We start from the raw sequence: 25,871 nt of genomic DNA on the forward strand, positions 1-25,871 counted from the left end.
TCCTTTGCCGTATCCGGGATGATGATCCCGCCGGCGGTCTTGGATTCGGATTCGACCCGGCGAACGACCACGCGGTCATGAAGCGGGCGGAACTTCGACTTTGCCATTTTTTCTTCCTCGAATGAGAACGGTGAGAGCAGTTCCTCCGTCCGGCGGCGCCGGACACGTGGTTAGCACTCACCAATGGCGAGTGCTAACGTGGCGCTGAAATAGGCCGCCGACCTGCGAGAGTCAAGGCACGCGGGCGCCTCTTGGCACGATGGCGATGAACTTATCGAAGCCTGGCCGAACCGAGCACCAGAAGCGGGCAACGCTCCGCCAGGGGATAGCTGCCGCTTGGCACGACACGCACCTGGTCGAACCAGGCACCTGCCTCGTCCTCCAGCATGGCCAATGTCGCGAAACTGTACCTCGTTTCGGAGCCCGCATAGACGTCGATCGTGTCGATGGATGCCATGCTCCATCCCGTGCGTGCGGCAAGGGCTTCCCGATCCGGAAACAGCTCGTCGAATGCCGCACGGATTGCCTGCACACTGACGGTGTTGTCGCAGTCGTCGGTCGTGCACGCCATTGCGATCCGCCATTTGAGCGCGTGGAAATTCTCGACCCTGCCAACCAGGACCAGAGCTTCGATGCCGCACAGGTCATCCGCTGCTTCCGGCCGTGCGAAAACGCGGATCGCCGCATGTCTGCCAGGCTTGAGCACCCTTGCGATTTCGCCGAACAGCGAACCGCGCGCGACTTTGGAATCGACGGCCGACAGGCATCCGTCGCCGATGACGGCGTCGAAACTTGCCCGCTCGACGGGCAGGTCAAGCCAGTTGCCGGCCATCGCCCTTCGCGAGATGCTGTCGCCGGCCCATACGCCGGAAATCATGGTTGCCGATTTATCGATCGCCAACATCGACCTGCCCAGGATTGCCAGTTCGGGGGTTACGCCGAGGAGGAGGACATCGGCGTTCCCGAGATCAAGTTCGCGATCGAATATGCCGACGGTTTCCGGAGTTGGCCGCAGCGGGGCGTCCAGAAGCTTCCAGTGCCGATAATAATTGTCCCAATGATTCGTCATTCAAACCCGTCGGAGCTCAGGAAAGTCTGGCATCGCCTGATTAGAGCCGCTTAATAGAAGCGGGCATGGAAGCCAAGGGGGGATAGCCGTGGCGCGGGTCACTGTCATAACGCATGAGCATGACCGGTTTCTTGGCAAGCGCAACCTTATGTTGCGCAGGGGCAGCCCCTATTTGCTTTTCGATGTTCTGGAGAACCTGAAAAGGCGCGGCCATTCGGTGCGGATTCAACAAGGCCTGTCGAAAACATACAATGCCGATATCGCGGTTCTGCATGTCGATGCGACGATAATACCGGCAGACTATCTCTCTTATGCCAGGAGTTTCCCATTCTGCCTCAATGTAGAGGCGGGAGACATATCGAAACGACGGATCAGCGGAGCGCTGATAGGCGAGGGCGACACCTGGCAAGGCCCCGTCATCGTCAAGAGCAACCTCAACAATCGAGGCATTCCGGAGACGCTCCTCAATCGGCGATCAGCGCGTGCCGGCAAGTCGCTGCCTTTTCCGCATCTGCCGGCCCTGCGGTCCTATGAAGTCCATGGAACTCTCGGCGACGTTCCAGATGGCGTCTTCGACTGCGATGATCTCGTCGTGGAAAAGTTCATTCCGGAACCGGAGCCCGACGGCTTTGCCGTTCGTTTCTGGGTGTTTTGCGGAGAGCGCGAACGCTGCACCCGCTACGTCTCGCCCAACAGCCTGGTCAAGGCATCGGAAACGATCCGACGCGAACCTGTCCCGGTTCCCGACGAACTGCGCGAGCGGCGGCGTGAACTCGGCTTCGACTACGGGAAATTCGATTTCGTCATGCATGAAGGCAGGGCCATCCTCCTCGATGCCAACAAGACTCCCGGCCGTCCCCAAAATCTGGTGAAGATGTTCGCGGCCGGCGCTGCCGATCTGGCCGACGGTTTCGAAGGCCTCATCCGCCGGGCGAGATAATCTCCGGTCGGCATTGGTTACAGGAACAACCGCAACTGGGTGTGGATGATCGACCGGTAATCTTCGATGGTCCGGCGGCTTTCGGCTTCGCCCTGCGCAAGCGCCAGGCGCACGACGCCGCCGGCGAGCTGGAAGATCAGCAGGACCATGCGTTCGAACTGCTCGTGCTTCTCCGGCTCGAGCAAGGCGATGACATGGTCGCAGAACATCTTGGCCTGATGCCGGGTTTCGGCGATGTCGAGATTCTTGAGCGCCTTGTCGGCCTGGATGGCGTTCTGCAGATCCTGGATGGCCGGATCGCCGGCGACACGGCTGAGATAGTCGTCAAGCAGCCGGTCGGCAGCGACGATGACGTCCTTCGCTTCACGGACATCGGCGATGATCGCCGCCAGGCGCGCCCGGCTGACCTCGGAAAACCGCTCATAAAGCATCGCCAGGATCGCCGACTTGTTGGGGAAGTAGTGATAGACGGTGGCGATCGGCCCGCCCGCCAGCATGCCGACCTCCTTCATGGTGACGGCATCGATGCCCTTCTCGCCGATGAGCCGCATGGTCGTCGACAGGATGGCGTCGATGCGCTCGCGGCTGCGCTCCTGCTTGGGCCTGCGCCTGGGCTCGGTAGCCGTTCGACTTGCTTCCGTCATGCACCGATCTTTCGCACGGGTTCCCAAATTCCGGTTGACAAGAAATATGATCAAGTATCAGGTTCTGAATGCTGACAGAGTGTCAGCTTTTCTGCCGCGCGGCAAGGACGTTGGGAGGCGCCTTTGACTTCGACAAGCACCGGTCTTCAGGGCGATGGCGACTGGCTGGTTGGCAATCCGACCGGCGGGCAGCTTGCCTCGGCCTTGTGGATCGGGTCGGTCGGCCTGCTCATCCTCGGCCTGCAGCCCGTCCTGCTTGGTGCCCTCTACACCGAGGGCCATGTCAGCGGCGACGAACTCGCACTGGTCGCCACAGCCGAGATGATCGCCATCGCGATTGGCTCGGCGACCGTCGCGATGCTGCTTTCCGCCCGCAATATGCGCTGGAAAAGCGCGGTCCTCCTGCTGCTGCTGGCGGTGGCCAATGTCTGGACGGCCTATGCCGCCGGGGCCAACACGCTGATGGCGGCGCGCGCGCTGGCCGGTCTTGCCGAAGGCGGCCTTGTCGCGGTCGCCACCGAACTGATCGCCCGTTCGCGGCGCGCCGAACGCATCGGCGGCTATTTCGTCACCATGCAGACGCTGGCGCAATGCGCTCTTGCCCTGCTGCTGGCGCTCTATGTCATCCCCGCCGCCGGATCGGCGGGTGGCTTCCTCGTTCTCGCGATCGTCTGCGTCCTGTCGCTCGTCGTCGCCTTTATTGTCCCCGCCGACTATGCCGACCTGCCGAAGGAAGAGAACCTCGCCAATGTGCTGACGGTTCCTTCGGTCACCGCGCTCTTGTCGGTCTTCTGCTACTTCATGTTCTTCGGCGCCGTCTGGGCCTTTCTGGAGCCGCTCGGCGCCCAATTCGGCATCGATGGCCGCACCATCGGCCTGATCGTCTCGGCCAGCCTCGCGGCACAGGTGCTGGGCGCGATGACGGCGACCGTGTTCGAGGCGCGCATCGACTATCGCGTTGCCATCGTGGCGATCGGCATCGTCGCGCTCGTCGCCTCGCTCGTGCTTGCCAGCGGACCTGGCCTCACGACATTCTGGGTCGCCGCCCTGGTCATGGGTTTTATCCTGCTCTTCATCGTGCCCTACCAGATCCGGCTGGCGATCACCGCCGACGAGACACGCACCGCCGTGCTGCTGATACCGGCCGCCCAGCTTTTCGGCCTTGCGATCGGGCCGGTCGCGGCGTCGCTACTCATCGACGGCAAGGATTTTCGCCCGGTTCCGGAATTCGCCGCCGCAAGCGCTGTCGCCAGCGTGGCGCTGCTCGGTCTGTTTGTCCTCGTGGCGCGGCGTCGCCGGGTTGTTGCGTGAGCACCATGTCGAACAGCTGGAGCAACTGGTCGGGCTTTGTCACCGCCGAGCCGCGGCTGCTTGCCAGCCCCGCCGACCCCGGCGAACTCTGCGATCTCATTCGCACCGCACCCGGCCCGGTCCGCGTCGTCGGCGCCGGTCACTCCTTCACGCCGCTGGTGAAATCGCAAGGCACCATCCTGTCGCTGGAGAAGCTGCAAGGGCTGGTCTCGCATAATGCGAAAAAACATCAGGCGCGCGTGCGGGCAGGGACGCGGCTTGATTCGCTCATGCACATCCTGCAAGGCATCGGCCAAGGCCTGCCCAACATGGGCGACATAGACCGCCAGGCCATAGGCGGCGCGCTGGGCACGGCTACCCATGGCTCGGGGCCGACGCTCGGTGCCTATCACACGCAGCTGGAAACGGTGCAGATCGTCGACGGGCTTGGCAAGGTCCGCGAATTCAAGCGGGAAGGGGATCAGGAGACGATCCATGCCATCGGCGTCGCCCTTGGTGCCTTCGGTGTGCTCAGCGAAGTGACGCTGAACAACATCGCGAGCTACCGGCTGCGCCGCCGCAAATGGGTGCTGCCGATCGGCGACATGCTGCGCGATTTCGAGACGATGATGGCCGCGCATCGTTCGGCTGAATTCTATTACATTCCCTTCTCCGGCTACGCCCAGTTCATCGCCAGCGACTTCAGCGCCGAAGCCACGACGGTGCGCCCGACCGACGATGATGAAGGCTCGTTGCGCACGCTGCGTCGCTTGCGCACCGGGCTTGCCTGGCTGCCGGCGCTGCGCCGCCGGCTGATCCTCGGCGCCGTCGCCAAGGTGCCGGCCGAGGATTATGTGCAGGACTGGCTCAACGTCTATGCCAGCGACCGGCAGACCAGGTTCAACGAAATGGAATATCACCTTCCCTTCGAGGAGGGGCCGAAGGCGCTGGCCGAGATCATCGAACTGGCCGAGAAGCATTTTCCGGAAGTCTATTTCCCGATGGAGGTGCGGTCGGTGGCCTCAGACGAATTCTGGCTCTCGCCCTTTCACAAAAGGCTCACCTGTTCCATCGCCATCCATCATGACGCGGCGAACGATCCGCTGCCGTTCATGCGTGCGGTCGAGCCGATCTTCCGCAGACATGGCGGCAGGCCGCACTGGGGCAAGATGCACAGCCTGAAAGCGGCCGACCTGAAAAAGCTCTATCCGCGCTGGGACGATGCGATGGCGGTGCGCCGCGACATCGATCCGCAGAACCGTTTCGTCTCGCCCTACATGGCCGACCTGTTCGGCATCGAACCCAGTCCTCTTGGCATCTAGCGATGAAGGCTTATTTCGCCACGCTTTCGGATGCGCTGAAGCAGGCGGGCATCCTCCAACCCTGCCTGCTGCTCGACCTCGACCGGCTGGATGGCAACATCGCCCTGGTGAAGGAGAGGCTTGATGCCAGCCTTGCCATACGGCTGGTCGACAAGTCGCTCGCTTGCCTGCCGCTGCTCTCCCATGTCGGCAAGGCGCTTGGAACCCAACGGTTCATGACCTTCCATCCGCCGATCAGCAAGGCGGTGCTGAGCGCGTTTCCGGATGCGGATCTGCTGTACGGCAAGCCGATGCCGGTTGGCGCGGCAAAGGCCGCGCTTTCCAGAGGCGATGCAGTCTGGTCGCGAGTATCTTGGCTGATCGACACACAGGAGAGATTGGCTGAGTACGGCGCGCTCGCTGACGAACTCGGCGTCGAGCTGCGCATTGCTTTCGAAATCGATGTCGGACTGCATCGCGGCGGCTTTGCCGAACCGGAGGCTCTGTCGCGGGCGCTGAAGGCGCTGCCGGCCCACAAAGGGCTGCGCTGCGAAGGCGTCATGGCCTATGAGGCGCATGCGCCGCACATACCCGCCCTGTTCGGCGGGCCGGCCAAGGCGTTGGCGCAAGCCTCGCAACGGGCCGCCGCTTTCGTCGCGCGCCTCGGCATGGACCAGCGCCACATCTTGAACATCGGTGGCAGCAAGACCGCGCTGCTTCATCATGGCGGCGCTGCCAATGAAGTGTCGATCGGGTCGGCCTTCGTGCTGCCCGGCGATTTCGACACGCCAGGCCTCGATGGCTTCCGGCCGGCGGCCTTCATCGCGACGCCGATCCTGAAAGTGGTCGAGCCAATGCTGCCCGGCCCGCCGGCGGTCTCGCGTCTGCTTCAGGCGCTCGGCCGGTTTCCGCGCAAGGGCTGCTATCTCTATGGCGGCAAATGGATGGCCGAACCGGTGTTTCCCGAAGGCCTGACGACGAACGGCCTGCTAGGCCTGTCCTCCAACCAGCAATTCATGGGCCTGCCCGCCGGGGCCGTCGTCAGGCCAGGCGACTACGCGTTCCTGCGACCGACGCAGAGCGAAGCCGTGCTGCAGCAGCTGGGGCCGATCGCGGTGCTTTCCGGTGGCAGGATCATCGACCGCTGGCCGGTGCTGCCGATGATGTAAGTGTCCGGGTCATCTCCTGATAGTTGACTTAGTCAAGTAAATGATTGATCCTGTGCCAGCAGGAGATGACTCGATGACAATCCACCATCAACCCGACAAGGCTGCACCCAGCAAAAACCTGATCGATGCGGTGCGGGCCTTCAACCGCTTCTATACCCGTCAGATCGGACTGCTCGACGAAGGGCTGCTGAAGAGCGCCTTCTCGCTGACCGAGGCGCGCGTGCTCTACGAGTTGGCGCATCGTGACGGACTGACCGCGACCGACCTCGGGCGCGATCTCGGCCTCGACACCGGCTATGTCAGCCGTTTGCTGAAGAAGTTCGAGCGCCTTCATCTCATCTCCAGGGTCACCCTGGTTTCGGACGCGCGGCAATCGTCGATCGCGCTGACGCCGGCGGGCAGGAACGCGTTCGCACCGCTGAACAAGGATTCGCACGACCAGGTCGCGGCGCTGCTCGATCGGCTGCCCGCGTCGGAGCAGGACCGGCTGGTCAATTCCATGCGCACGGTGCAGCGTCTGCTGGATGACAGTGCCGAGCCGAAAATCCCTTATCTGCTGCGGCCGTTGCAGGTCGGCGACATTGGCTGGATCACCCGCCGGCAAGGGATGCTCTACGCGCAGGACTATGGCTGGGACGAAACCTATGAGGCGCTGGTCGCCGAAATCCTCGCAAATTTCGTAAAATCCTTCGATCCGAAATGGGAGCGAGGCTGGATCGCCGAGCGGGAAGGCGAGGTCGTCGGCTCGGTCTTCGTCGTGCGCAAGTCGGATCAGGTGGCCAAGCTGCGGCTGCTCTATGTCGAACCTTCGGCGCGCGGCCTCGGCATCGGCAAGCGCCTGGTCGACGAGTGCATCGGCTTTGCCCGCGCCAGGGGATACAAGACGCTGACCCTATGGACCAACGACATTTTGACCGCGGCCCGGCACATCTACCAGGCGGCCGGTTTCAAGCTGATCGAGGAAGAGCCTCACCATTCCTTCGGCAAGGATCTGGTTGGACAGAACTGGGATCTGGAGCTGTAGCGGCGCGTTATGCCTTGACCGGCACCCAGATCTCCAGCCCGCCATTACCTGTGCGTGCATCGAATTCGGGCCCATAGCGCTCGAATTCCGGCGCGTCGGCGATTTCGTGGCCGGAGGCCGGCAGCCAGCTGTTCCAGATCGTGTTGATCGCACGCCGGATGGTCGAGATGTGCTCGCGATGCGTGAAAACGGCGTATTTCCGCGCAGGAACCCGCACCCGGTAGAATTCCTTCGGCAGATCCGCGAAGTCGCGCACTTCGACGCCGACGACATAGTCGAAATTGCCGGCATCGTCGCCATTGAGGCAGACACCATAGAAAACGCCGGCGACTTCGCCGGGTATGTTGCCGATGTAAGGGCTGAAACGCTGCCACTGCATCGGAATGCCGGCGCTCGATTCGCAGCTGTAGCGCTCGCCGAAGCCGGCGATGAGGAAGGGGCGGCTGGTCTCGAAGCGCGGTGGTTCGAGGCTGGCGAGCAGGGTGTGGTCCATCAGGATAGGCTCCACGAGATCAAGGGTCTTGGTCGAACCTTGCGCGCGCACCAGTTCCGGCGTGGTGCCGAACTGGTCGCGGAAGGCACGGGTGAAAGCCTCATGCGAGTTGTAGCCGGCGTCGAGCGCGACGCACAGGATGTCGGGCGCCCCGCCGGCGAGTCTGCGCGCCGCCTCGGTCAGCCGGCGCGAGCGCATATAACCCATGACAGAGCGGCCAGTGGCGGCGCCGAAGGCGCGCGTCACATGAAAGCGCGACACGCCGCTGCTTTGGGCGACGTCGTCCAGCGTAACAGCTTCCGGCAGATGGCTTTCGACAAACCATAGCGCTTTCTCGATCGGGTCCATGTGTTCCTCGCATGTGGCGTCCTCACTCTGGCGCCTCGTTGCCCGGCCAGTTTGATCGAAATTGCGCATGGCGCAAATGGGCGATCGGGCCGCGCGGTCTCGTCCGCGCGGCCTGTCGTCTGTTGGTGGCTCGGATGGGCCGAAAATTGCTGTTAAAGGGCCGACTGGTTCAGCGGTAGCGCGCCTGGTTCCATTTGTGGCCAAGCAGCGAAAGGATGATGATCAACCCGTTGAAGAACTGGACGTAGAAGCCGCTCAGGCCAGCCGCCACGACACCGGTTTGGATAAACGACACCGTGACGGCGCCGATCGCGCCGCCGGCCACGGTGCCGATGCCACCCCAGGTCGGCGTGCCGCCGACGAACACCGAAGCCAGCACCGGCAAGAGATAACCGTCGCCGGCGGTTGGCCACCAGGTGAAGTTGATCATTACGGAGAACGTGCCAGCGATCGCGGCCCCGATGCCGACGAAGACGAACACTTTCACCCGCACGCGCTTGACGTCGATGCCCATCTGCTGGGCACTGTCGGGATTGTCACCGACCACCTTCACCTGCGCGCCGAAGCGGTGGCGGTTGTAGAGCATCGCCGACAGCACGACAAAGGCGATGGCCCAGAAGATCTGCACCGGGATGCCCAGGAACTGGCTGGAGAAGATCCTGTAGGCCCAGCTGTCGGCAAGGCTGGTCAGCGAGGTCGATCTGCCCTCATTGATGATCTGGATCAGTCCGCGCAGCAGGAAATTCATGCCAAGCGTGGCGATCAGCGACGACAGCCCGCCATACACTACCAGCGACCCGACGAGGAAGCCGAGCAGCGTGCCGGTGACCAGCGCTGCCGCAATGCCGAGGAACGGATCGTAGCCGGCCTGCACCACCAGCGCGAAGACCCAGGAGGCAAAACCCATCGTCGCGGGAAACGACAGGTCGATTTCGCCGCAGGTGACGACGAAGACCAGCGGCACGACCACGAACAGCGCCACGGGAAGCGTGGTGAGCACGGCGCTGTAGAGATACCAGGTTGTGAAGACCGTCGGGTTGGCGATCATGAAGACCGCCATCATGACGATGAACACGGCGAGCGTACCAAGCGACGCCCGATTGTCGAGGACGAAGCCGCGCAGCCAATGATCGGATGGGTGCTTCCACTCGTTTTGGGAACTGCCTTGGCGGGAAATGCCGGCCGACGGCTCGTGCAGATCGGGCTCCATGGTCTTGCTCATCGTGCTCTCTGCTCCGCGTCGCCGGTGTCGTGCAGTCCGGCCAACCCGCCCGGATGCGCGACGTCTTCCATGAAGTTGATGAGGTCTTCGGCCGACTTGATTTCGCTGCGGTCGGCGGTGAGCGCAACCTTGCCGCGGTCGAGCACCACGAAACGGTCGGCGATGTCGAAAACGTGGTGGATGTTGTGGCCGATGAACAGGATCGAGCGGCCGCTCGCCCGCACCTGGCGCACGAAGTGGAAGACCTTGGCGGTCTCGGTCAGCGACAGCGCCGTCGTCGGCTCGTCGAGGACGATCAATTCCGCCTGCTTGTAGATGGCGCGCGCGATCGCCACGCCCTGGCGTTCGCCGCCCGACAGCTGGCCGACGATCGAGTGCGGCGTGAATACTTTCGAGGTGAAGCCGATCTCGCGCATCAGCCGACTCGCCTCCTCGATTTCCTTGCTGACCTTCAGCCAACCGAGAAAACCGGTGAGTTCACGGCCCATGAAGATGTTGCGCACGATCGTCTGCTGCACGGCCAGCGCCCGGTCCTGGAACACTGTCTCGATGCCGGCCTCTCGCGAACGTGCCGCATTCCATCCGGTCACCGGCTTGCCGCGGATGAGGATCTCCCCGCTGGTCGGCTTGACCACGCCGGATAGGATCTTGATCAGCGTCGACTTGCCGGCGCCGTTATCGCCGATGAGGCCAACCACCTCGCCGCGGTCGACGCTGAGATTGACCCCGCCAAGTGCATAGACGTGGCCGTAGGACTTGGCGATATCGCGCAGTTCTATGAGACGTTCTGCCATCGGATCCTCGCTCGATTGTCTCGCACCGGCCTTCTCGCCAGCGGTCCCGCCGGCCGGGGCCTGATCCCGGCCGGCGGCTTGGGAGGTCAGCGCAGCGCCTGCTTGGCGAGTTCTGCGACGATCTCGTAATTTTCGGGCGTGACGAAACCGGCGCCGGTGTCGACATTCATCGGCGCCAGACCCAGCACCACTTGCTGGCACAGGCTGAGGATCGGCAGATAGCCCTGCAGGAATGGCTGCTGGTCGGCCGTCAGCTGCACCCAGCCGGCCTTGAAGCCCTCGACGATCTGCGGGCTGGTGTCGAAACCGAAGTTGAAGATATCGCCGGGCTTGCGCCCCGCCGCCTGCATATAGGTGGGGACATTGCCGAGCATCTGTCCGCCGGGATAGCCCACCGCCTTGATATCCGGGTGATTGAGAAGCGCCGCCGTGATCACCGGAATGGCGAGGTTGGGGTCGGAAGCCCATTCGCCGCTTGGCGGCGAGGACAGCTGGATGACCTCGACGCCCGCTTCCTTCAGCGCCGCCACGGTGGCGCGCTCGCGCGCGCCGCGGTTCTCGTTCTCGAACGGGCCGATCATGATTGCCTTGTCGCCGGCCTTGAGCTTGCCGAGCTTGAGCGCTTCGGCGCCGAGCGCGCGGCCCTGCTGTTCCTGCTGCGCGCCGACATAGCCGCCACCGAACGCCGCCGTCACCTTCGGCACCGGGACGTTCTGGTACATCATCTTGATACCGTCCTTATGCGCCTCTTCGGCGAGCGGCATGATCGCGGCGTCGCCCGGATGGCCCATCATGGCGATGCCCTGGGGCTTGACCGCGACCGCTTCGCGCAATTGCTGCACCATCTTCTCCGCGTCCCACTGGGAGAAGATGTAGTCGACCTTGGGCCCGAGATCGGCCGCGGCCTGCTTGGCGCCATTGTAGACGATGGTGCCGAAGGCGTCGCCCTCGGCGCCGCCGACGAAGAAGCGGATGTGGACGTCCTTGCACCATTGGCCGTCGAGCGCCTGCGCCGGCAAGGTGGAGATTGCGGCGGTAAGCGCCGTGGCGGCCGCCACCACGGTCGTCCGCAGAAGTGTCGTTCTGATCGCGATGCTCATGCACGTTCCTCCCATTGTTTCCCTCGTCAGCCGAGGGGCCTTTGAACGATTGCTTTGGCAGTACCACTTGCGGCCGGCTCCTCCCGCCGGCCGGTCCTCACGCCGGATTTGGCAGGTAGCTCGCACCTCCCCGGCATAGCTTGAGATACTCCAGCGCGCGTGCCTGCCCCGTGATCTCGAGGTCGCCGCGATAGACCGGGTCGTGCCAGCCTTCGACGTCGATGGCGCCCTTGTATCCGGCCAGCCGCAATTCGCTGATCACCCGCGTCCAGTCACTGTCGCCGAAGCCTGGCGTGCGCATCTGTACGAACGGCAGCCGGCCGAACACGCCGTGCTCGCGAATGACGTCCCAGCGCACCGTCGCGTCCTTGCCATGGACGTGGAAGATGCGCGGCGCCCATTTGCGGATCTGCGGCATCGGATCGATCAGATAGACGAGCTGGTGGCAAGGCTCCCATTCGAGGCCGAGATTGTCGTCAGGCAACTCGTTGAACATCAGCTCCCAGGCGTCCGGATTGTGGGCGATGTTCCAGTCACCAGCAACCCAGTTGCCGTCCATCGCACAATTCTCGAAGGCGATGCGAACGCCCTTGTCGGCGGCGCGCCTGGCCAGCGGCCCCCACACCTCGCGAAAGCGCGGCAGGCTGTCTGTCAGCGGCTTGCCGCGGAGCCGGCCGGTAAAGCCGCAGACCATCGAGGCGCCGAACAAATGCGCATTGTCGATGACCGTCTCCCAGGCCTGGAGCACGCCACGGTCGACATCGCCGCCCTCCAGCGGATTGCCGAACACGCCGAGCGACGACACCGTGACATCGGCATCGCCGATCGCCTCGCGGATCTGGCCCGCCAACCGGGGCAGGTCCTTGCCGCCCAGTGTCTGCCAGAAGAAGGGCTGGATGCTCTCGAAGCCGAGCGGCAGGATTGCCTTGATATAGGCGGCCGGGTCGTCGAGGTTGGCCCGCACCATGGTACCGATCCTGATGTCGAGGAGCGGGTTTGGCATCATTGTGCTTCCTTTGCGATCATCACGCGGCGTCCGGTTTCGGCGCTCTCGATGGCGCCAAAGACCATGGCCAGGCTCTTGATGTTGTCGGCGCCGCGCGTTTCCGGCTCGGTGCCGGTCTCGATGGCGCGCATGAAATCCCTGATGATACCGAGATGGCCGTCGACGCGGTCGGCGGGATCGAGCGCGGGCACCTCGATTGGCTGAATTTTCTCGAACATGCCGTCGCGGCCCGGCACCACCATTTCCGCCTTCAACCCTTCATGGCCGTCCCAGATCAGGCTGCCGCGCTCGGCGACGATGCGCCAGCTGCCCTCCCAACTGGTGCGGAAGCCGGCCGCGCACCAACTGCCCGCATAGGTGAAGATCTTGCCGCCGCCGAGATCGAAGACCGCGCTGGCCGACGAGCCCTGTCGGTACCAGGAATTGGCCGGTTCCCATTCCTGGCAATGGACGCCGGCCGGCTCGCCATTGACCATGTAACGGGCGGCGTCGAATGTGTGGATCGCCATGTCGAGCAGCAGCACATGGGCCATCTCCTCGCGAAAACCGCCGAAATGTGGCGCGACGAAAAAGTCGGCGTGGATGCTGGTCGGCTTGCCGATGGCGCCGGAGTCCAGAAATCTCCGGATGCGCCTGACATTGGCGACATAGCGGCGGTTCTGGACGACGGCATGGATGCGCCCGGCCTGGCGGGCGGCCTCGACGATGGCGCGGGCATTCTCCGGGCTATCGGCGAGCGGCTTTTCCGTCAGCAGATGGCAATGATGGGCAAAGGCGGAAAACGCAACGTCGCGCCGGGCGGCGGGAACCACCACATCGAAGACCGCTTGCGGTCGGGTCTGTTCGAGCACAGCGTCGAGACTGGTGCCGATGACGGCACCACCAAGGTCGTATTCGCGAGCCCTGGCCTTCGCCCTGTCGGCATCGAGATCGACAAGGCCGACAATGGCGAGCCCGTCGATTTGCCGCGCGGCATCGAGCCAGGCCTTGCTCATCGCTCCGCAGCCGACCAGAACGGCGTCGATCATCCAGCGCTCCTCCTCTCGGCCCCTCCAGGCCGATCGTCCCGGCGTTCACGACGTGACCGTAAACGTTTTTCCGTAAACGTTTACGAGAACACACCCGAAGGCGTAGAATGTCAATCGGCCGCCCATGAAAATCGTCGTTGCGCCTTGGCCCGGGCGGCCACCGGTGCTAGCCAAGCAAGGGGGAGAACAGTCACTTGGCGTCCAGCATTCACGACCTTGCCCGTCACCTGAACATTTCGATCGGCACGGTGTCGCGCGCCCTCAATGGCCGCGCCGACGTCAATGCCGACACACGCCAGCGCGTTCTCGAGGCGGCCAGGGCTCTCAACTATTCGCCAAACCAGTCCGGCCGCAGTCTCAGGCAAGGCGCTACCCACTCGATTGCCTTCATGCTGCAGCCGCATCCGGGCGACCAGGAATACGGCGAGCCTTTCTTCATTCCGTTCCTGACTGGATTGCAGGGCCGGCTCGCCGAAAGCGGGCTGGATCTCATCGTGGTGATGGGCGCGCCGGGCGACTATCAGCAGGAGCGCCTGCGGCGTGTCGTCGAGACGCGCCGTGCCGACGCGGTGGTGCTGGCCTGGACGCGGCGCGAGGACGAGCGCATCGACTATCTGACCCAGGCCGGCTTCCCCTTCGCCACGCTCGGCCGCAGCCGCTCCGGCGACAAGGCCTACCCCTCGCTCGATCTTGATTTCGAAAAAGCAGGCGCCGACGCGGTCGATCGGCTGGTGGCGCGTGGCCATCGCCGGATCGCCGCCATTCGCCCATCGCTCGATCTGAATTTCGGCTATCTGTTCCTCGACGGCTACCGCAAGGCCTTGCGCCGGCATGGCATCGCCGTCGATCCCGGCCTGATTGCCGACGGCTTCATCAACGAGGCCGGTGGCTACGAAGTGACACCGCAGGTGATGCGGCGCAAGGACCCGCCGACCGCCATCATCTTCAACAATGACGCAATGGCGCTTGGCGGCTGCAAGGCGCTGGCCGAGATGGGCATCAAGCCGGGTCACGACATGGCGGTGACCGTCATCGTCGATACGCCGCTCTGCCGCTATTTCTCGCCAGCGTTGACTGCTTTCCGCCCGGCGCTGCAGCCCATGGGACGGCGGCTCGCCGAAATGCTGCTGGCGTCGCTGCCGGCTTTTGCGGGGGCCGCCGGGCCAGAGACCATCAGGGAGGTCTGGCCGCTGGAACTGATCGCCCGCGACAGCGATTGACCATTGGTTGGTTCTGTTATAACAAAACAAACGACTACCTTGCCTCGCCGCCGCGCGCGGCCTAGGCTGCGACTCGTGATGGTCCCCGAGCCGAAAGGCGAGGGGTGAAAAGGGAACGCGGTGAGATCCGATTTTGGGTCGAGGCCGCGGCTGCCCCCGCAACTGTAAGCGGCGAGCAAGATCCGGAACGCCACTGGCCGGCAAGGCTGGGAAGGCAGGATTGCGCAGAGACCCGTGAGCCAGGAGACCTGCCATCACTGAGTTGACCGGACGGGGTGTGCCGAGAGGAAACGTGGACATCGGTCTTGTCGGCCGGTCGACCAACATCCTTCCGTCGCCAGTTTTGAAAGTGACGGGAAGTTGGACGGCGCAATCGATCGTATTCACCCTGGGCCCATGCACCAGATCATCGTGTGCACCCTTTGCCGCGACGTGCCGACCGGCGTCAGGTCGGGCGAAGGTTTGTGCACCGAGTTGCGCTCCCGCCTCTCGGCCCAGCCTGACGTGGCGCTTGGTTTCACGGTCGAGAGCGTGGCTTGCATGGCGGGTTGCGCGCGTCCCCTGGCGGTGGCTTTCCAGGCGCCTGGCAAGGCCGCCTATCTCTTCCGGTCGGTCGATGCGCAGGCCGACGCTGCCGATCTCGTGCGGTTTGCCAGGCTTTACGCCTCGCTTCCCGACGGCTGGTGCAATTCCGGACAACGGCCGCCGCGCCTGGCCGGCAAGACGCTGGCTCGCATCCCGAGACCCGGCAAGCTGGTGGATGGCAATCGGTGACAGCGCCGCTTCTCGATGCGCGCGACTTGGGCGCGATGGCGAATGGCCGGCATCTGGTCCATGCGGTCAGCCTGTCGGTGACGTCAGGCGACCGCCTCGCCATCATTGGCCCCAACGGCGCCGGCAAGACCACGCTGCTGCGCATGTTGTCCGGCATGCTCAGGCCAAGCTCGGGGGAGGTGAAGCTTGGCGGGCGACGCCTGGACAGGATTTCACCCGCCGAGCGGGCCCTGCATATAGCCGTCGTGGGCCAGACAGACCAGCCGGACCCACGGCTGGCGGTGATCGATTATGTCGAGCTTGGCCGCGTCCCGCATGCCGGCCTGAGGCGCCGCGACGAGGAACGCGACATTGTCGTGGATGCGCTGCGGCGGACCGGCCTGTTGCCGCTGCTCGGCCGGACTATCGGCTCGCTGTCTGGTGGCGAACGCCAACGCGCCCAGCTTGCACGCGCCATCGCGCAGAAGCCCAAAATCCTGTTCCTCGACGAGCCGACCAACCACCTCGATCCGCGCGCCCGCGCGGAACTGCTCGAACTGGTGGCCGGCTTCGGCATGACCGTGATCGCGGTGCTGCACGATCTGACGCTGGTGGCACCCTTCGCCACCAAAGTGGCGGTGATGAACGAGGCCCGGCTGCATGCGCTGGCGCCGCCGCACGAGGCGCTGACGCAACAGCTTATCCGCGAGATTTTCGGCATCGACGTGTTTCGCCTGCGCCATCCCACCGAGGACCGCGAACTGACGGTGTTCGAGCTTCCGAACCGCGCCGCACCGCCGTCCTGATCAAATCCATCCTTATCCGACACGGTTCAACCAAGGAGCAAAGTCCGTGAAACGCCTCGCCCTGTCCCTCGTCTTCTCGCTGCTGGCCTCGACGGCCTTTGCCTTCCCCGTGACCGTCGACAGCTGCGGCAAGCCGCTGACCTTCGACGCGCCGCCAAAGCGCGCCGTCATCCATGATCTCAACATGGCCGAGATGGTCTTCGCGCTGAAGCTGCAGCCGTCCATTGTCGGCCTGACCGGTATCACCGGATGGTATAAAGTCGGCCCCGACTTCAAGGCAGAGCAGGGTTCCATTCCCGAACTGGCACCGAAATATCCGACGCTGGAGAATCTCCTCGCCGTCGAGCCCGAGTTCTTCTTCGCCGGCTGGTACTACGGCATGAAGCCTGGCGGCGACGTGACCCCCGACACGCTCGCTCCGCACGGCATCAAGACGCTGGTGCTGACCGAAAGCTGCGTCCATCTCGACAGGAGCCGCCCGGACGCCTCCATGGACCTGCTCTATGGCGACATCGAAAAGCTGGGCAAGATCTTCGGCAAGGAAGCAGAAGCGGAGAAGCTCGTCTCCGGCTGGAAGGCGCAACTCGCCGATATCATCGCCAGGGTCGGCAGCGCCAAGGGAACACGCGTGTTCCTTTACGATTCCGGCGAGGACAAGCCGTTTACCGCGGGAAAGTTTGCCATCCCCAGCGCCATGATATCGGCGGCCGGCGGCGACAACATCATGGCCGACATGGACACGAGCTGGGGTAACACGGACTGGGAGACGGTGGCGGCGCGCAATCCGCAATTCCTCATCCTGCTCGATTATCAGGACGGCGGCGGTTACAGGAAGCTGCTCGATTTCCTGAAGGCGCACCCGGTGATGAAAGAGACGGACGCGGTCAGGAACGAGCGCTTCGTGGCGCTTCGTTACGCCGAGCTGACGCCAGGACCGGCGAACATCGACGCCATCGGCAAGATCGCCAGGGCGATGCATCCGGAAGCGTTCTGATGGCTCTCGCCCGGGAGCACAAATCCGGCGCGCTTTCAGGGCACAAGGGCTTCATGCTGGCCATGACGGCGGGCGCGGTGGCGCTCGTCGCGCTGGCGCTGCTGTCGATCGCCTACGGCTCGACGCTGATACCTCTAGCCGATGTCGTCGCCGCACTGGGCCGTTCCATCGGGCTGGATGAACCTCAGATATCGGGTCCGGTCGGCAGGATCGTCGTCGACCTGCGGCTGCCGCGCACGATCCTGGCGATCTGTGTCGGCGGCGGGCTGGGCATCGTCGGCGCGCTTTTGCAGACGGTGACCCGCAACGACCTTGCCGACCCCTTCCTGTTCGGCCTGTCGTCGGGAGCCGCTGCCGGCGCGGTTTCCGTCATCACCGTCCTCGGCGACAGTTTCGGCATCTGGACCTTGCCTGTGGCTGCGTTCACCGGCGGCATACTCGCCGCTTCCATCGTGCTTTTGCTGGTGGCGCGGGTGAGGGGGCAAGGTCCGGAGCGGCTGATCCTCGCCGGCCTTGCCGTCTCCTTCATGTTCACGGCCTTGACCAATTATCTGGTTTTTGCCGGCGACCAGCGCGCGGCCCATTCGGTGCTGTTCTGGACCATGGGCGGGCTCGGGCTGGCGCGCTGGGACAATGTGTGGCTGGGTGCGGTGGGCGCTGGCACGATCGCGGCCTACGGGCTGTGGAACCACCGCAAGCTGGACGCTTTCCTGGCCGGCGAAAGCGCTGCCGAAAGCCTCGGCGTGCCGGTGGCCCGCATGCGCAGAACGACATTTCTCGTGGCCGCCTTCTCGACGGCAATCCTCGTCTCGGTCGCCGGTGTCATCGGCTTTGTCGGATTGATGATCCCGCATCTGTCGCGGCCGCTGGCCGGTTCCCTGCATCTGCGCTTGATCGCAAGCTGCGCGCTGTTCGGGCGGTGCTCCTGCTGGCAAGCGATCTTCTGGCCCGGACCCTGCTGCCGCCGCAGGAACTGCCGATCGGCATCATCACCAGCTCGCTCGGCGCATTCTTCGTTGTCACCATGGTTGTCCGAAACCGCCTTTGAAGACGGCGCCTTGTTGCCTTTCGGGCGTTGTTGCGCACGGGCACGCGTTCACCTGTCGCTAACCAGGATCGGGTTGCAAGCCTGCCATGCGCATTTTGCCACTTCATGCGATCTGGCATCTTGAATAGTAAGCACGCTTATTATATATACCGCTCATGGTTTCAGATGGCATCGACAGATTGGGATTTTTGATCCACGACGTGCAGCGCCTGATGCGCAAGCGCTTTGAGGCGCGCGCCAGCGGGCTCGGCCTCTCTTCGGCGCAATGGCGGCTTCTGGTCCGCGTTGCCAAGGAGGCGGGCGTTGCACAGGCGCGGCTCGCCGAACTGCTCGAAATCGAGCCGATCAGCGTCTCACGCCTGGTCGACCGGATGGAGGAGGGCGGCTGGATCGAACGCCGCTCCGATGCGGCCGACCGGCGCGTGCGCATGATATTCCCAACCGAGAAGGCGAACGCGGCCTATGCGGACGTCAAGAGCCTTGCTGGCGAAGTCTATGAGGAATCGCTCAGCGGCGTTTCGCCGGAAGACCGACGCGTCCTGATCCGGGCGCTGGATGTAATCATACAAAATCTGACGGACAGCGAAGCTTCGTCGCTTGAAAAGATCAAGAGTGCGGAAGGTGCGACAGCATGAACGCGGTAGCTAAAGTAGAAGAAAACGCTCCCAAGGTGGAGATGGAAGCGCCGGCCCAGCCGGCTGCCGCCCCTATCGCGGTCGCTCCTCTCGTGCAGTCGGCGCCGAAGAAGAAGCGCCGCATCGGTCGCTTCTTCTTGATGTTCGCCTTGCCGGCGGCATTGATCGTCGGCGGCGGCTATGTCTGGGTGACGGGCGGGCGCTACCAGGAAACGGAAAACGCCAATCTGCAGCAGGCCAAGGTGTCGATCGCCTCCGACACGGCTGGTCGTATCGTCCAGGTCGCCATATCGGACAATCAGACGGTGAAGCAGGGCGATCTCCTGTTCGCCATCGATCCAGAGCCCTACCGGATCGCGCTTGCCCAGGCCGATGCCGCTGTGGCTGCCGCGCGCCTCAATGTCGAGCAGTTGCGCGCCGCCTACGGCCAGGCGATGGCGCAGGAGAAATCCGCCAGCAGCGAAGTTGCCTACGCGCAGTCGCAATATGACCGCGCCGCCGATCTTGCCCAGAAAGGGATCAATGCCAAGTCTTCGCTGGATGAAGCCAGGAATGATCTCGACAAGGCCAAGCAGCAGCTTGCCGTTGCCGAACAGGGCATCGTCAGCGCCAAGGCGGCGCTTGGCGGCAATCCCGATATCGAGACAGACAAGCATCCGACCGTGATGTCGGCACTCGCCGCGCGCGACAAGGCTGCCTATGACCTGGCGCAGACCACGGTGAAGGCGCCTGCCGATGGTCTTGTCTATCAAGCCGCGTCCTTCAAGGTCGGCCAGTATGTCGGCTCCGGCACACCGTTGTTTGCGCTGGTCGAGACCGGCGATACCTGGATCGACGCCAATTTCAAGGAAACCCAACTGACCAACATGAAGCCGGGTCAGAAGGCGGAGATCGTGGTCGATACCTATCCGGGCAGGACCTTCGAGGCGACCGTCAAGGCTATCGGTGCCGGCACCGGCGCGGACTTCTCGCTGCTGCCGGCCCAGAACGCCACGGGCAACTGGGTCAAGGTCACCCAGCGTATTCCGGTACGCCTGGAACTGACCGATCCCGATGCCAAGATGGCGCTGCGTACCGGCATGAGCGCCTCCGTCACCGTCGACACCGGCGTGGCACGTGGCTGGCCGTCGATCTTCGGTCACGCCACGGCGGGCGAGCCCGCGCGGTAAGTCAGCGGAAGCTCGCGGGGACCAGGGTGGAAGCGAGTTGCAGGATTGGACTGATGGGAGGGGTGGGAAGGATCAGCGTTTGGGCAGAGCCGCGTCGCGGTCAGGCCGAAGCTGAAATCTTCGACACGGACCCGTCGGTCCTCAGGTTTCCGGGCGGCAGGCATCCGCTCATCAGAGACTTTCAGTCGATGTAACCCCCACATCGATAATCGCGTCCCACCGCGATGAAGGCCTCTCAACGGCAGGCTTTGCCGCCCGGAAACTCGTTGTACATGTTTCAGTACCTTCTGGAAGTTCTACGCCATGAGCACGTCCGAACCATTCAAAGAAGTGCCGCATCGTGGCTTGATCACCGTCGCGCTCATGCTGGCGACGATCATGCAGGCGCTCGACACCACGATCGCCAACGTCGCGCTGCCGACCATGACCGGCGACCTCGGCGCCTCGCCCGACAACATCAACTGGGTGCTGACCTCCTACATCGTCGCCGCCGCCATCATGACGCCTGTCACCGGCTGGCTCGCCGACCGTTTCGGCCGCAAGGAACTGTTCCTGACGGCGGTGGTCGGCTTCACCATCTTCTCGATGTTGTGCGGCCTGGCGTGGAGCCTGGAAACCATCGTGCTTTTCCGGCTGATGCAAGGTGTGTTCGGCGCCGCGATCGTGCCGCTGTCGCAGACTTTCCTGCTCGACATCAATCCCAAGGAACGCCATGGCCAGGCGATGGCCATATGGGGCGCCGGCATCATGCTGGGACCGATCCTCGGCCCCACGCTTGGCGGCTGGCTGACCGAGAATTTCAACTGGCGCTGGGTGTTCTTTATCAACCTGCCGGTCGGCATCCTCGCCTTCCTCGGCATGGCCGCGTATCTGCCGGCCGTTGCCCGGCGGGTGCGCAGCTTCGATTTCTTCGGCTTTGCCATGATATCGCTCGGCGTTGGCGCCCTGCAGCTGATGCTCGATCGCGGCGGCGAGGTCGACTGGTTTTCCTCGGTCGAGATCTGGATCGAGCTTGGCCTTTCGATCACCGGCTTCTGGGTGTTCATCATTCACACCGTGACGTCGGAACATCCCTTCATCGATCCGAAGATTTTCCTCGATCGCAATTTCGTCACGGGGCTGGCGTTCATCTTCGTCATGGGCGTGCTGATCCTGGCCTCGATGTCGCTGCTGCCGCCGATGCTGTCGACCATCTTCGGCTATCCGACCGTCACCATCGGCATCGTCATCGGGCCGCGCGGCGTCGGCACCATGATTTCCATGCTCGTCGTCGGGCGCATCATGGGCAAGATCGATGCCAGGATTCTCGTCGTCATCGGTTTCCTCCTGACCGCGCATTCGCTCTACACCATGGCCAGCTTCTCGCCGCAGATGGATAACTGGTTGATCATCAGCTCCGGCGTGATCCAGGGCCTGGGCATGGGAATGGTGTTCGTGCCGCTGTCGACGGTTGCCTTCGCCACGCTCGACGCCCGTTACCGCACCGATGCAACCTCGTTGTTCAGCTTGGTGCGCAACCTTGGCTCGTCGATCGGTGTGTCGGTCGTGACGGTGCTGCTGGTGCGCAACACGCAGGTCAATCATGCCGAGCTCTCAGCCTTCATCAACCCGTTCAATCCCAATCTCTGGGCGGTCTCGCCGGCCGCCGCCGGCGGCGATCCGACGGCGCTGTCGCAGGTCGACCGCATGGTCAATCTCCAGGCGATGATGATCTCCTACGTCAACGACTTCAAAATCCTGATGGTGATGACGCTGGTCGCCATCCCGTTCGTCTTCCTGCTGCGCAAGCCGAAGACGGCGCCGGCCGGCGGCGGCGCGCCTGCCGCCCATATGGACTAGGCCGACGGCAGGCACATCGCCTGCCTTCGATATGGACTACACTGCCGCATCGGTTGGTCCTAGCCGGTTGCCGGGCAAACCGGCATCGTTTCGCAAGTTGACGGACGAGTGCAAAGACGATGCAGAACCCGACATTTCCGGTATTCGATCTCGGGCAATTCGAGAAAGCGAGCCCTGAGGAGAAGGCCGCGCGCGGCGCCGAGGTCGATCGCATCTGCCGCGGTACGGGCTTCCTGGCGGTCAAGAACCACGGCATTTCGCAGGCGGTGATCGACGCCGCCTGGTCGAAGGCCCGCGCCTTCTTCGACCTGCCGCCGGAACAGAAGCAGCGCTCCAAGGCGCCCTATAAGGGCTATCCCTACGGCTATCTCGGCCCCGAACTCGAAGCGCTGGCCAAGTCCCGCAACGTCGACACGCCGCCGGACCTCAAGGAGAGCTTCAACGGCGGACCGCTCAGTGTGCCACCGGGCATGTCTGATCCTGAGGCACTCGCCTTCTGCTATGCCGAGACGATCTGGCCTGAAGCACCGGACGGTTTCATCCATGCCTGGAAAGCCTACTACGCCGCACTGGAGGATTTGGCGCTGCGGATCATGCGCGTCTTCGCCACCGCGCTCGGCTTGCCCGAGACTTATTTCGACACTTATCTCGATGCGCCGATCAGCGCGCTGAGGGCGCTCAATTATCCCGAACAGCATGTCGCGCCGAAGCCCGGCCAGATCCGAGCCGGCGCCCACACGGACTATGGCAGCCTGACCATTCTGCTGCCGCAGGCCGGGTCGCGCGGCCTTCAGATCGTCACGCCGGGCGGAGAATGGACGGAGGTGCCGCCGATCGCGGGAGCCTTCGTCATCAACATCGGCGACCTGATGGCGCGCTGGACCAATGACCGCTGGGTGTCCACCGTGCATCGTGTCGTCAATCCAGCAGCAGGCGGCCGGGACAGGCGCCAGTCCATGGCCTTCTTCCACCAGCCGAACTGGGATGCCGAGATCAAGGTGCTGGATGCCTGCCTTGCAGACGGCGAGCCGCCGAAATACGGCCCGGTGCGCTCCGGTCCCTACCTGATGGCGAAATTCAAGGCGACGACGAAATAGGCTGGAGCCCTTATTTCCCGAGCACCAGCGACCAGTAGCGCAGGTTGGGGTCGCGGCCGTCACGGACATAGGCAAGCCCGAAGCGGCTGAAGTCCGGATCGAGCATGTTGCGCCGGTGTCCCTGCGAATGCATCCAGATATCGAACAGCTTCTGTTGGTCGAAGCGGCCGGCCGCGATGTTCTCGGCCGCCGCACCGTGTACACCATTGTCCCTCATGCGCGAGGCGAAATCCTTGCCCCAGCCGGTCGTGTGGCTCATGTTTTCACGCCGCGCCATATAGCCGGCCTGCTGCAGTGCTGCTTGCTCCAGCTGTGTATCGGGGACCAGCGGTCCGAGCCCAGCCGTGACACGCAGGCTCGCCAGCGTGCCGGTTGCCGAAGAGGAAACCCCGGCGCCTTGCCCGGTCGGCAGCGAGACGGTGCTGCAGGCGGCAAGCCCGAGCAATGCCGCTAGGCCGGCCGCCTTGAGCCAGGTGCGCCTGTTCAAGTCCGCGGTCCGGTCGCAATCGATTCTCGAAATGGTCATGCAGGCCTGACTCGATCGCGATCATGGCTTTTGCCGGGCAGGCGGTGAAATTTCGAATTGAAGCGGCAGTTAGCGGCTATCTCACAAGCGTGATGCGGCGGCTGGCGTACATCTCGCGATTTCCGAATACGGCCGTGCAGTCGGTCTTGATGGATGAGTTGCCTGTCATCTGCACGGTCAAGCCAACAAGCCTCAGGCAATCGCCCTGACCGCTCATATCCGAGTTGCCGGCGAACGAAACGGCCGCGTCAGGCGCATAGACGAATCCGCTTATCACGGAATTTGCGCCGCCATTAAGGGTCAATGCTGAAATGTTCCCACGGCTCTGGAAGATGGTGATGCCGGCGTAAGGCCCGCTGGTTGGCGGAGAAAGGTTCACCGTTTCATTGGCATTTATGATGATCTGTGCTCCCTCCACGAGGAATATGGTCACGCCCTGGCCGCTCAGGCTGCCGTTCCCGCCCGGCTTCAGGGTGACGCCGCGCAAGATGTAGACGCCCGGGCTGAGCGTGATGTTTCCCGACAATGTCTTGTCGCAATAGGTGCCGGGCGACAGCGTGTAGGTTTTGCCGTTCGGGACCGGCATGCAGAACGTATAGGGGGGAGGCACGATATCGGCCAGGGGATCGAAGGACGCATATTGATGTTCGAGCGGCGCGCCGCAGGTGAGATTGGCACTGGGCGGTGAAAGCCCGGAAGTGCCGCCGACGGTCGAGACGCAGCCCGCCGAAACCTGCGCGGAACCGCCTCTGCTGACGGCATCGGACGCGTCCGAGTTTGCCGCGATCACGCAGTTGCTCATGGCGACATCGGTCGAGCCTTGCAGGCTTACCGCGGACGACGCATGCGGATCGAGCGCCAGCACGCAGGCCTGCGCGCCCGGGTGCATCTTGACCGTCGCCGACCGGTGAGCCGGCCAGGGGGCAGCGCCATTGATGAAGCTCGGACGGTTGATGCCTGACGAAAGCGAGATGTAATAGGCGCTCGGGTCGCCGCTGGCGGTGGCCGAAAAGGCGGTGATGCTGTCTGAATATTCCTGCTGGTCGGCGACGTTCATATTGGCCGCAAAGAATGTCAGCCCAAGCCCCTGGACATCGCTCGCGCTCATGCTGGGCAGGTACTTTGTGCCGACGGCAAGCCCAGCCGCGTCCAGCGAGTTCTGCAATTGCGCCGCATCGTCGCTCGTGCCCGTCAGATCGAGGGTGCCGGCGACGACAGCCATTATCGGCAGCATCGCTATGGCAGTCGCCATGGCAAAATTTCCGCGCTCCGAAGACCAGAAGCCCTTCAATGTGAACATCGTCCCCGCCAGGTTTGTAAAGCTCAGGTGATACGCCCGGGGGTCTCTACGAGTAATTTAAGCAATAACTAAAATGCATAGATTCTAAAATGAAGTCGGTGGTTCTCCAAACGAAGGACGCGGCGACAATGCCGGGAAGATCGGATATGATGCCAGCGTTGTTGAAGTGGCAGCTACGGGCGGCCACCCTAGGCGGTGACCGCCCCCCGAGAAAAACGGAGGTAGGTTATGGCCGGCTTTCATGTCATGGCGGACGCGCGCGGAATGCATGTGCAACCCGCGGTCCGCCGCATTTCCACGACAGACCTCTGGGACGCGCTCAGGCTTGGCGCCGAGGACTTCTGGGCCAAGCCCTCGCATTACGTGTTCCTGTGCCTGATCTATCCGATCGTCGGCCTGGTCCTGACGCGGTGGACGTCCGGCTCCAATGCCATCCAGCTCGTCTACCCCTTGATGTCGGGCTTTGCCCTGGTCGGCCCGTTCGCCGCACTCGGACTCTATGAGATCAGCCGCCGACGCGAGCTCGGCATGAACACCAACTGGCGGCACGCACTCGATGTCCGCCGCTCATCGGCGCTACCCTCGATAGCGGTCATCGGCGTCATGCTGGTCGCCCTGTTCCTGTTGTGGCTGTTCACGGCGCAGTCGATTTACACCAGCCTTTTTGGCGGCGAGCCGCCCGCTTCGGTCGGGGCCTTCCTGCGCGATGTGCTGACGACCAGCAAGGGCTGGACGCTGATCCTTCTCGGCAATGCGGCCGGCTTGGTTTTCGCGGTGGTTGTGCTGGCGACCACGGTCGTTGCCTTCCCGCTTTTGCTTGATCGCGATGTCGGCGCCGTTTCGGCAATAGAGACCTCGGCGCGCGCGGTCATGACAAATCCGCTGCAGATGGCGCTCTGGGGTCTGATCGTCGCGGTGCTGCTGGTGATCGGCTCTATCCCGCTGTTCGCCGGATTGGCCGTCGTCATGCCGATCCTCGGCCACGCGACCTGGCACCTCTATCGAAAGGTGGTCGAACCGGCCCATATCCTCCCCCCGCGCCGTCCGATGTGAGCA

The 25,871-nt window shown here is 63.6% G+C and carries 24 protein-coding genes, 2 pseudogenes and 1 riboswitch; of the genes and pseudogenes, 15 read left to right on the forward strand and 11 right to left on the reverse strand.

Annotation, left to right across the window (positions count from 1 at the left end):
* Both O7A60_RS28550 and O7A60_RS28555 read right to left on the reverse strand, forming a co-directional pair.
* Nucleotides 1-107: pseudogene (locus O7A60_RS28550) on the reverse strand (co-chaperone GroES); the annotation flags it as partial.
* A gap of 164 nt (nt 108-271) precedes the next feature.
* On the reverse strand, nt 272-1,069 hold the full coding sequence (locus O7A60_RS28555) for a class I SAM-dependent methyltransferase (protein ID WP_337109057.1): 798 nt from the start codon (nt 1,067-1,069) through the stop codon (nt 272-274).
* 88 nt (nt 1,070-1,157) lie between these two features.
* Here O7A60_RS28555 and O7A60_RS28560 point away from each other — a divergent pair, with 88 nt between their 5' ends.
* Nucleotides 1,158-2,009 carry an ATP-grasp domain-containing protein gene (locus tag O7A60_RS28560; RefSeq protein WP_337109058.1) on the forward strand — a complete coding sequence of 284 codons (852 nt, stop codon included), beginning with the start codon at nt 1,158-1,160 and terminating at the stop codon, nt 2,007-2,009.
* Between the two features lie 17 nt (nt 2,010-2,026).
* Here O7A60_RS28560 and O7A60_RS28565 read toward each other — a convergent pair whose 3' ends face one another.
* The gene (locus tag O7A60_RS28565; RefSeq protein ID WP_140714164.1) at nt 2,027-2,653 is read right to left on the reverse strand and encodes a TetR/AcrR family transcriptional regulator; all 627 of its coding nucleotides are present in this window, start codon (nt 2,651-2,653) and stop codon (nt 2,027-2,029) included.
* Between the two features lie 123 nt (nt 2,654-2,776).
* On the opposite strand from O7A60_RS28565, the gene O7A60_RS28570 reads away from it, so the two are divergent.
* The 4 genes from O7A60_RS28570 (at nt 2,777) to O7A60_RS28585 (ending at nt 7,437) form a co-directional block, all read left to right on the forward strand.
* Nucleotides 2,777-3,964 carry an MFS transporter gene (locus tag O7A60_RS28570; protein ID WP_337109059.1) on the forward strand — a complete coding sequence of 396 codons (1,188 nt, stop codon included), beginning with the start codon at nt 2,777-2,779 and terminating at the stop codon, nt 3,962-3,964.
* A gap of 5 nt (nt 3,965-3,969) precedes the next feature.
* Nucleotides 3,970-5,265, forward strand: a complete 1,296-nt coding sequence (locus tag O7A60_RS28575; protein ID WP_337109087.1) for a D-arabinono-1,4-lactone oxidase — start codon at nt 3,970-3,972, stop codon at nt 5,263-5,265.
* A 2-nt stretch (nt 5,266-5,267) separates the two neighbouring features.
* Nucleotides 5,268-6,413, forward strand: coding sequence for an alanine racemase (locus O7A60_RS28580; protein ID WP_337109060.1), 1,146 nt, complete (start codon nt 5,268-5,270; stop codon nt 6,411-6,413).
* Between the two features lie 73 nt (nt 6,414-6,486).
* Nucleotides 6,487-7,437, forward strand: a complete 951-nt coding sequence (locus O7A60_RS28585) for a bifunctional helix-turn-helix transcriptional regulator/GNAT family N-acetyltransferase (protein WP_337109061.1) — start codon at nt 6,487-6,489, stop codon at nt 7,435-7,437.
* Nucleotides 7,438-7,444: 7 nt separating this feature from the next.
* On the opposite strand, the gene O7A60_RS28590 is transcribed toward O7A60_RS28585, so the two are convergent.
* The 6 genes from O7A60_RS28590 to O7A60_RS28615 all read right to left on the reverse strand — a co-directional run bounded on the left by O7A60_RS28590 (nt 7,445) and on the right by O7A60_RS28615 (nt 13,428).
* Nucleotides 7,445-8,278 (reverse strand): AraC family transcriptional regulator, encoded by an 834-nt coding sequence (locus O7A60_RS28590; RefSeq protein WP_337109062.1) that lies wholly within the window; start codon nt 8,276-8,278, stop codon nt 7,445-7,447.
* A gap of 169 nt (nt 8,279-8,447) precedes the next feature.
* The gene (locus O7A60_RS28595) at nt 8,448-9,500 is read right to left on the reverse strand and encodes an ABC transporter permease (RefSeq protein WP_337109063.1); all 1,053 of its coding nucleotides are present in this window, start codon (nt 9,498-9,500) and stop codon (nt 8,448-8,450) included.
* Entirely contained in the window at nt 9,497-10,294 is a 798-nt protein-coding gene (locus O7A60_RS28600; RefSeq protein ID WP_337109064.1) for an ATP-binding cassette domain-containing protein, read from the reverse strand. The genes O7A60_RS28595 and O7A60_RS28600 overlap by 4 nt, the downstream gene beginning before the upstream one ends.
* 86 nt (nt 10,295-10,380) lie before the next feature.
* Nucleotides 10,381-11,394, reverse strand: a complete 1,014-nt coding sequence (locus O7A60_RS28605; RefSeq protein WP_337109065.1) for a substrate-binding domain-containing protein — start codon at nt 11,392-11,394, stop codon at nt 10,381-10,383.
* Between the two features lie 97 nt (nt 11,395-11,491).
* A complete protein-coding gene (locus tag O7A60_RS28610; RefSeq protein ID WP_337109066.1) occupies nt 11,492-12,400 on the reverse strand; it encodes a sugar phosphate isomerase/epimerase family protein in 909 nt (302 codons plus the stop codon).
* Nucleotides 12,397-13,428 (reverse strand): Gfo/Idh/MocA family protein, encoded by a 1,032-nt coding sequence (locus O7A60_RS28615; protein WP_337109067.1) that lies wholly within the window; start codon nt 13,426-13,428, stop codon nt 12,397-12,399. The genes O7A60_RS28610 and O7A60_RS28615 overlap by 4 nt, the downstream gene beginning before the upstream one ends.
* Before the next feature lie 194 nt (nt 13,429-13,622).
* Here O7A60_RS28615 and O7A60_RS28620 point away from each other — a divergent pair, with 194 nt between their 5' ends.
* The 9 genes and pseudogenes from O7A60_RS28620 (at nt 13,623) to O7A60_RS28660 (ending at nt 22,989) form a co-directional block, all read left to right on the forward strand.
* The gene (locus tag O7A60_RS28620) at nt 13,623-14,648 is read left to right on the forward strand and encodes a LacI family DNA-binding transcriptional regulator (RefSeq protein WP_140507354.1); all 1,026 of its coding nucleotides are present in this window, start codon (nt 13,623-13,625) and stop codon (nt 14,646-14,648) included.
* A gap of 62 nt (nt 14,649-14,710) precedes the next feature.
* A riboswitch (cobalamin riboswitch) is annotated at nt 14,711-14,918 on the forward strand.
* Nucleotides 14,919-15,044: 126 nt separating this feature from the next.
* Nucleotides 15,045-15,422: a DUF1636 family protein gene (locus O7A60_RS28625; RefSeq protein WP_337109068.1), complete on the forward strand. Its 378-nt coding sequence runs from the start codon at nt 15,045-15,047 to the stop codon at nt 15,420-15,422.
* Nucleotides 15,419-16,207, forward strand: a complete 789-nt coding sequence (locus tag O7A60_RS28630) for an ABC transporter ATP-binding protein (RefSeq protein ID WP_337109069.1) — start codon at nt 15,419-15,421, stop codon at nt 16,205-16,207. The genes O7A60_RS28625 and O7A60_RS28630 overlap by 4 nt, the downstream gene beginning before the upstream one ends.
* A gap of 46 nt (nt 16,208-16,253) precedes the next feature.
* Nucleotides 16,254-17,201 (forward strand): ABC transporter substrate-binding protein, encoded by a 948-nt coding sequence (locus tag O7A60_RS28635; protein ID WP_337109070.1) that lies wholly within the window; start codon nt 16,254-16,256, stop codon nt 17,199-17,201.
* Nucleotides 17,201-18,249, forward strand: a pseudogene (locus tag O7A60_RS28640) (FecCD family ABC transporter permease). The gene O7A60_RS28635 and the pseudogene O7A60_RS28640 overlap by 1 nt, the downstream one beginning before the upstream one ends.
* 155 nt (nt 18,250-18,404) lie before the next feature.
* Nucleotides 18,405-18,884, forward strand: a complete 480-nt coding sequence (locus O7A60_RS28645) for a MarR family winged helix-turn-helix transcriptional regulator (RefSeq protein ID WP_337109071.1) — start codon at nt 18,405-18,407, stop codon at nt 18,882-18,884.
* Nucleotides 18,881-20,053 carry an HlyD family secretion protein gene (locus O7A60_RS28650; RefSeq protein ID WP_337109072.1) on the forward strand — a complete coding sequence of 391 codons (1,173 nt, stop codon included), beginning with the start codon at nt 18,881-18,883 and terminating at the stop codon, nt 20,051-20,053. Before O7A60_RS28645 ends, O7A60_RS28650 begins: the two co-directional genes overlap by 4 nt.
* A 303-nt stretch (nt 20,054-20,356) precedes the next feature.
* On the forward strand, nt 20,357-21,892 hold the full coding sequence (locus O7A60_RS28655) for a DHA2 family efflux MFS transporter permease subunit (RefSeq protein ID WP_027143226.1): 1,536 nt from the start codon (nt 20,357-20,359) through the stop codon (nt 21,890-21,892).
* A 119-nt stretch (nt 21,893-22,011) separates the two neighbouring features.
* Nucleotides 22,012-22,989 (forward strand): isopenicillin N synthase family dioxygenase, encoded by a 978-nt coding sequence (locus tag O7A60_RS28660; protein ID WP_337109073.1) that lies wholly within the window; start codon nt 22,012-22,014, stop codon nt 22,987-22,989.
* 10 nt (nt 22,990-22,999) lie between these two features.
* On the opposite strand, the gene O7A60_RS28665 is transcribed toward O7A60_RS28660, so the two are convergent.
* Nucleotides 23,000-23,515, reverse strand: a complete 516-nt coding sequence (locus O7A60_RS28665) for a CAP domain-containing protein (protein WP_140507346.1) — start codon at nt 23,513-23,515, stop codon at nt 23,000-23,002.
* A 76-nt stretch (nt 23,516-23,591) separates the two neighbouring features.
* Entirely contained in the window at nt 23,592-24,815 is a 1,224-nt protein-coding gene (locus O7A60_RS28670) for a TadE/TadG family type IV pilus assembly protein (protein ID WP_140507344.1), read from the reverse strand.
* 228 nt (nt 24,816-25,043) lie between these two features.
* Here O7A60_RS28670 and O7A60_RS28675 point away from each other — a divergent pair, with 228 nt between their 5' ends.
* Nucleotides 25,044-25,868 carry a DUF2189 domain-containing protein gene (locus O7A60_RS28675; protein WP_337109074.1) on the forward strand — a complete coding sequence of 275 codons (825 nt, stop codon included), beginning with the start codon at nt 25,044-25,046 and terminating at the stop codon, nt 25,866-25,868.
* Nucleotides 25,869-25,871: the final 3 nt, after the last annotated feature.

The organism is Mesorhizobium salmacidum (SeqCode), assembly GCF_037179605.1.
GTDB lineage: Bacteria > Pseudomonadota > Alphaproteobacteria > Rhizobiales > Rhizobiaceae > Mesorhizobium > Mesorhizobium salmacidum.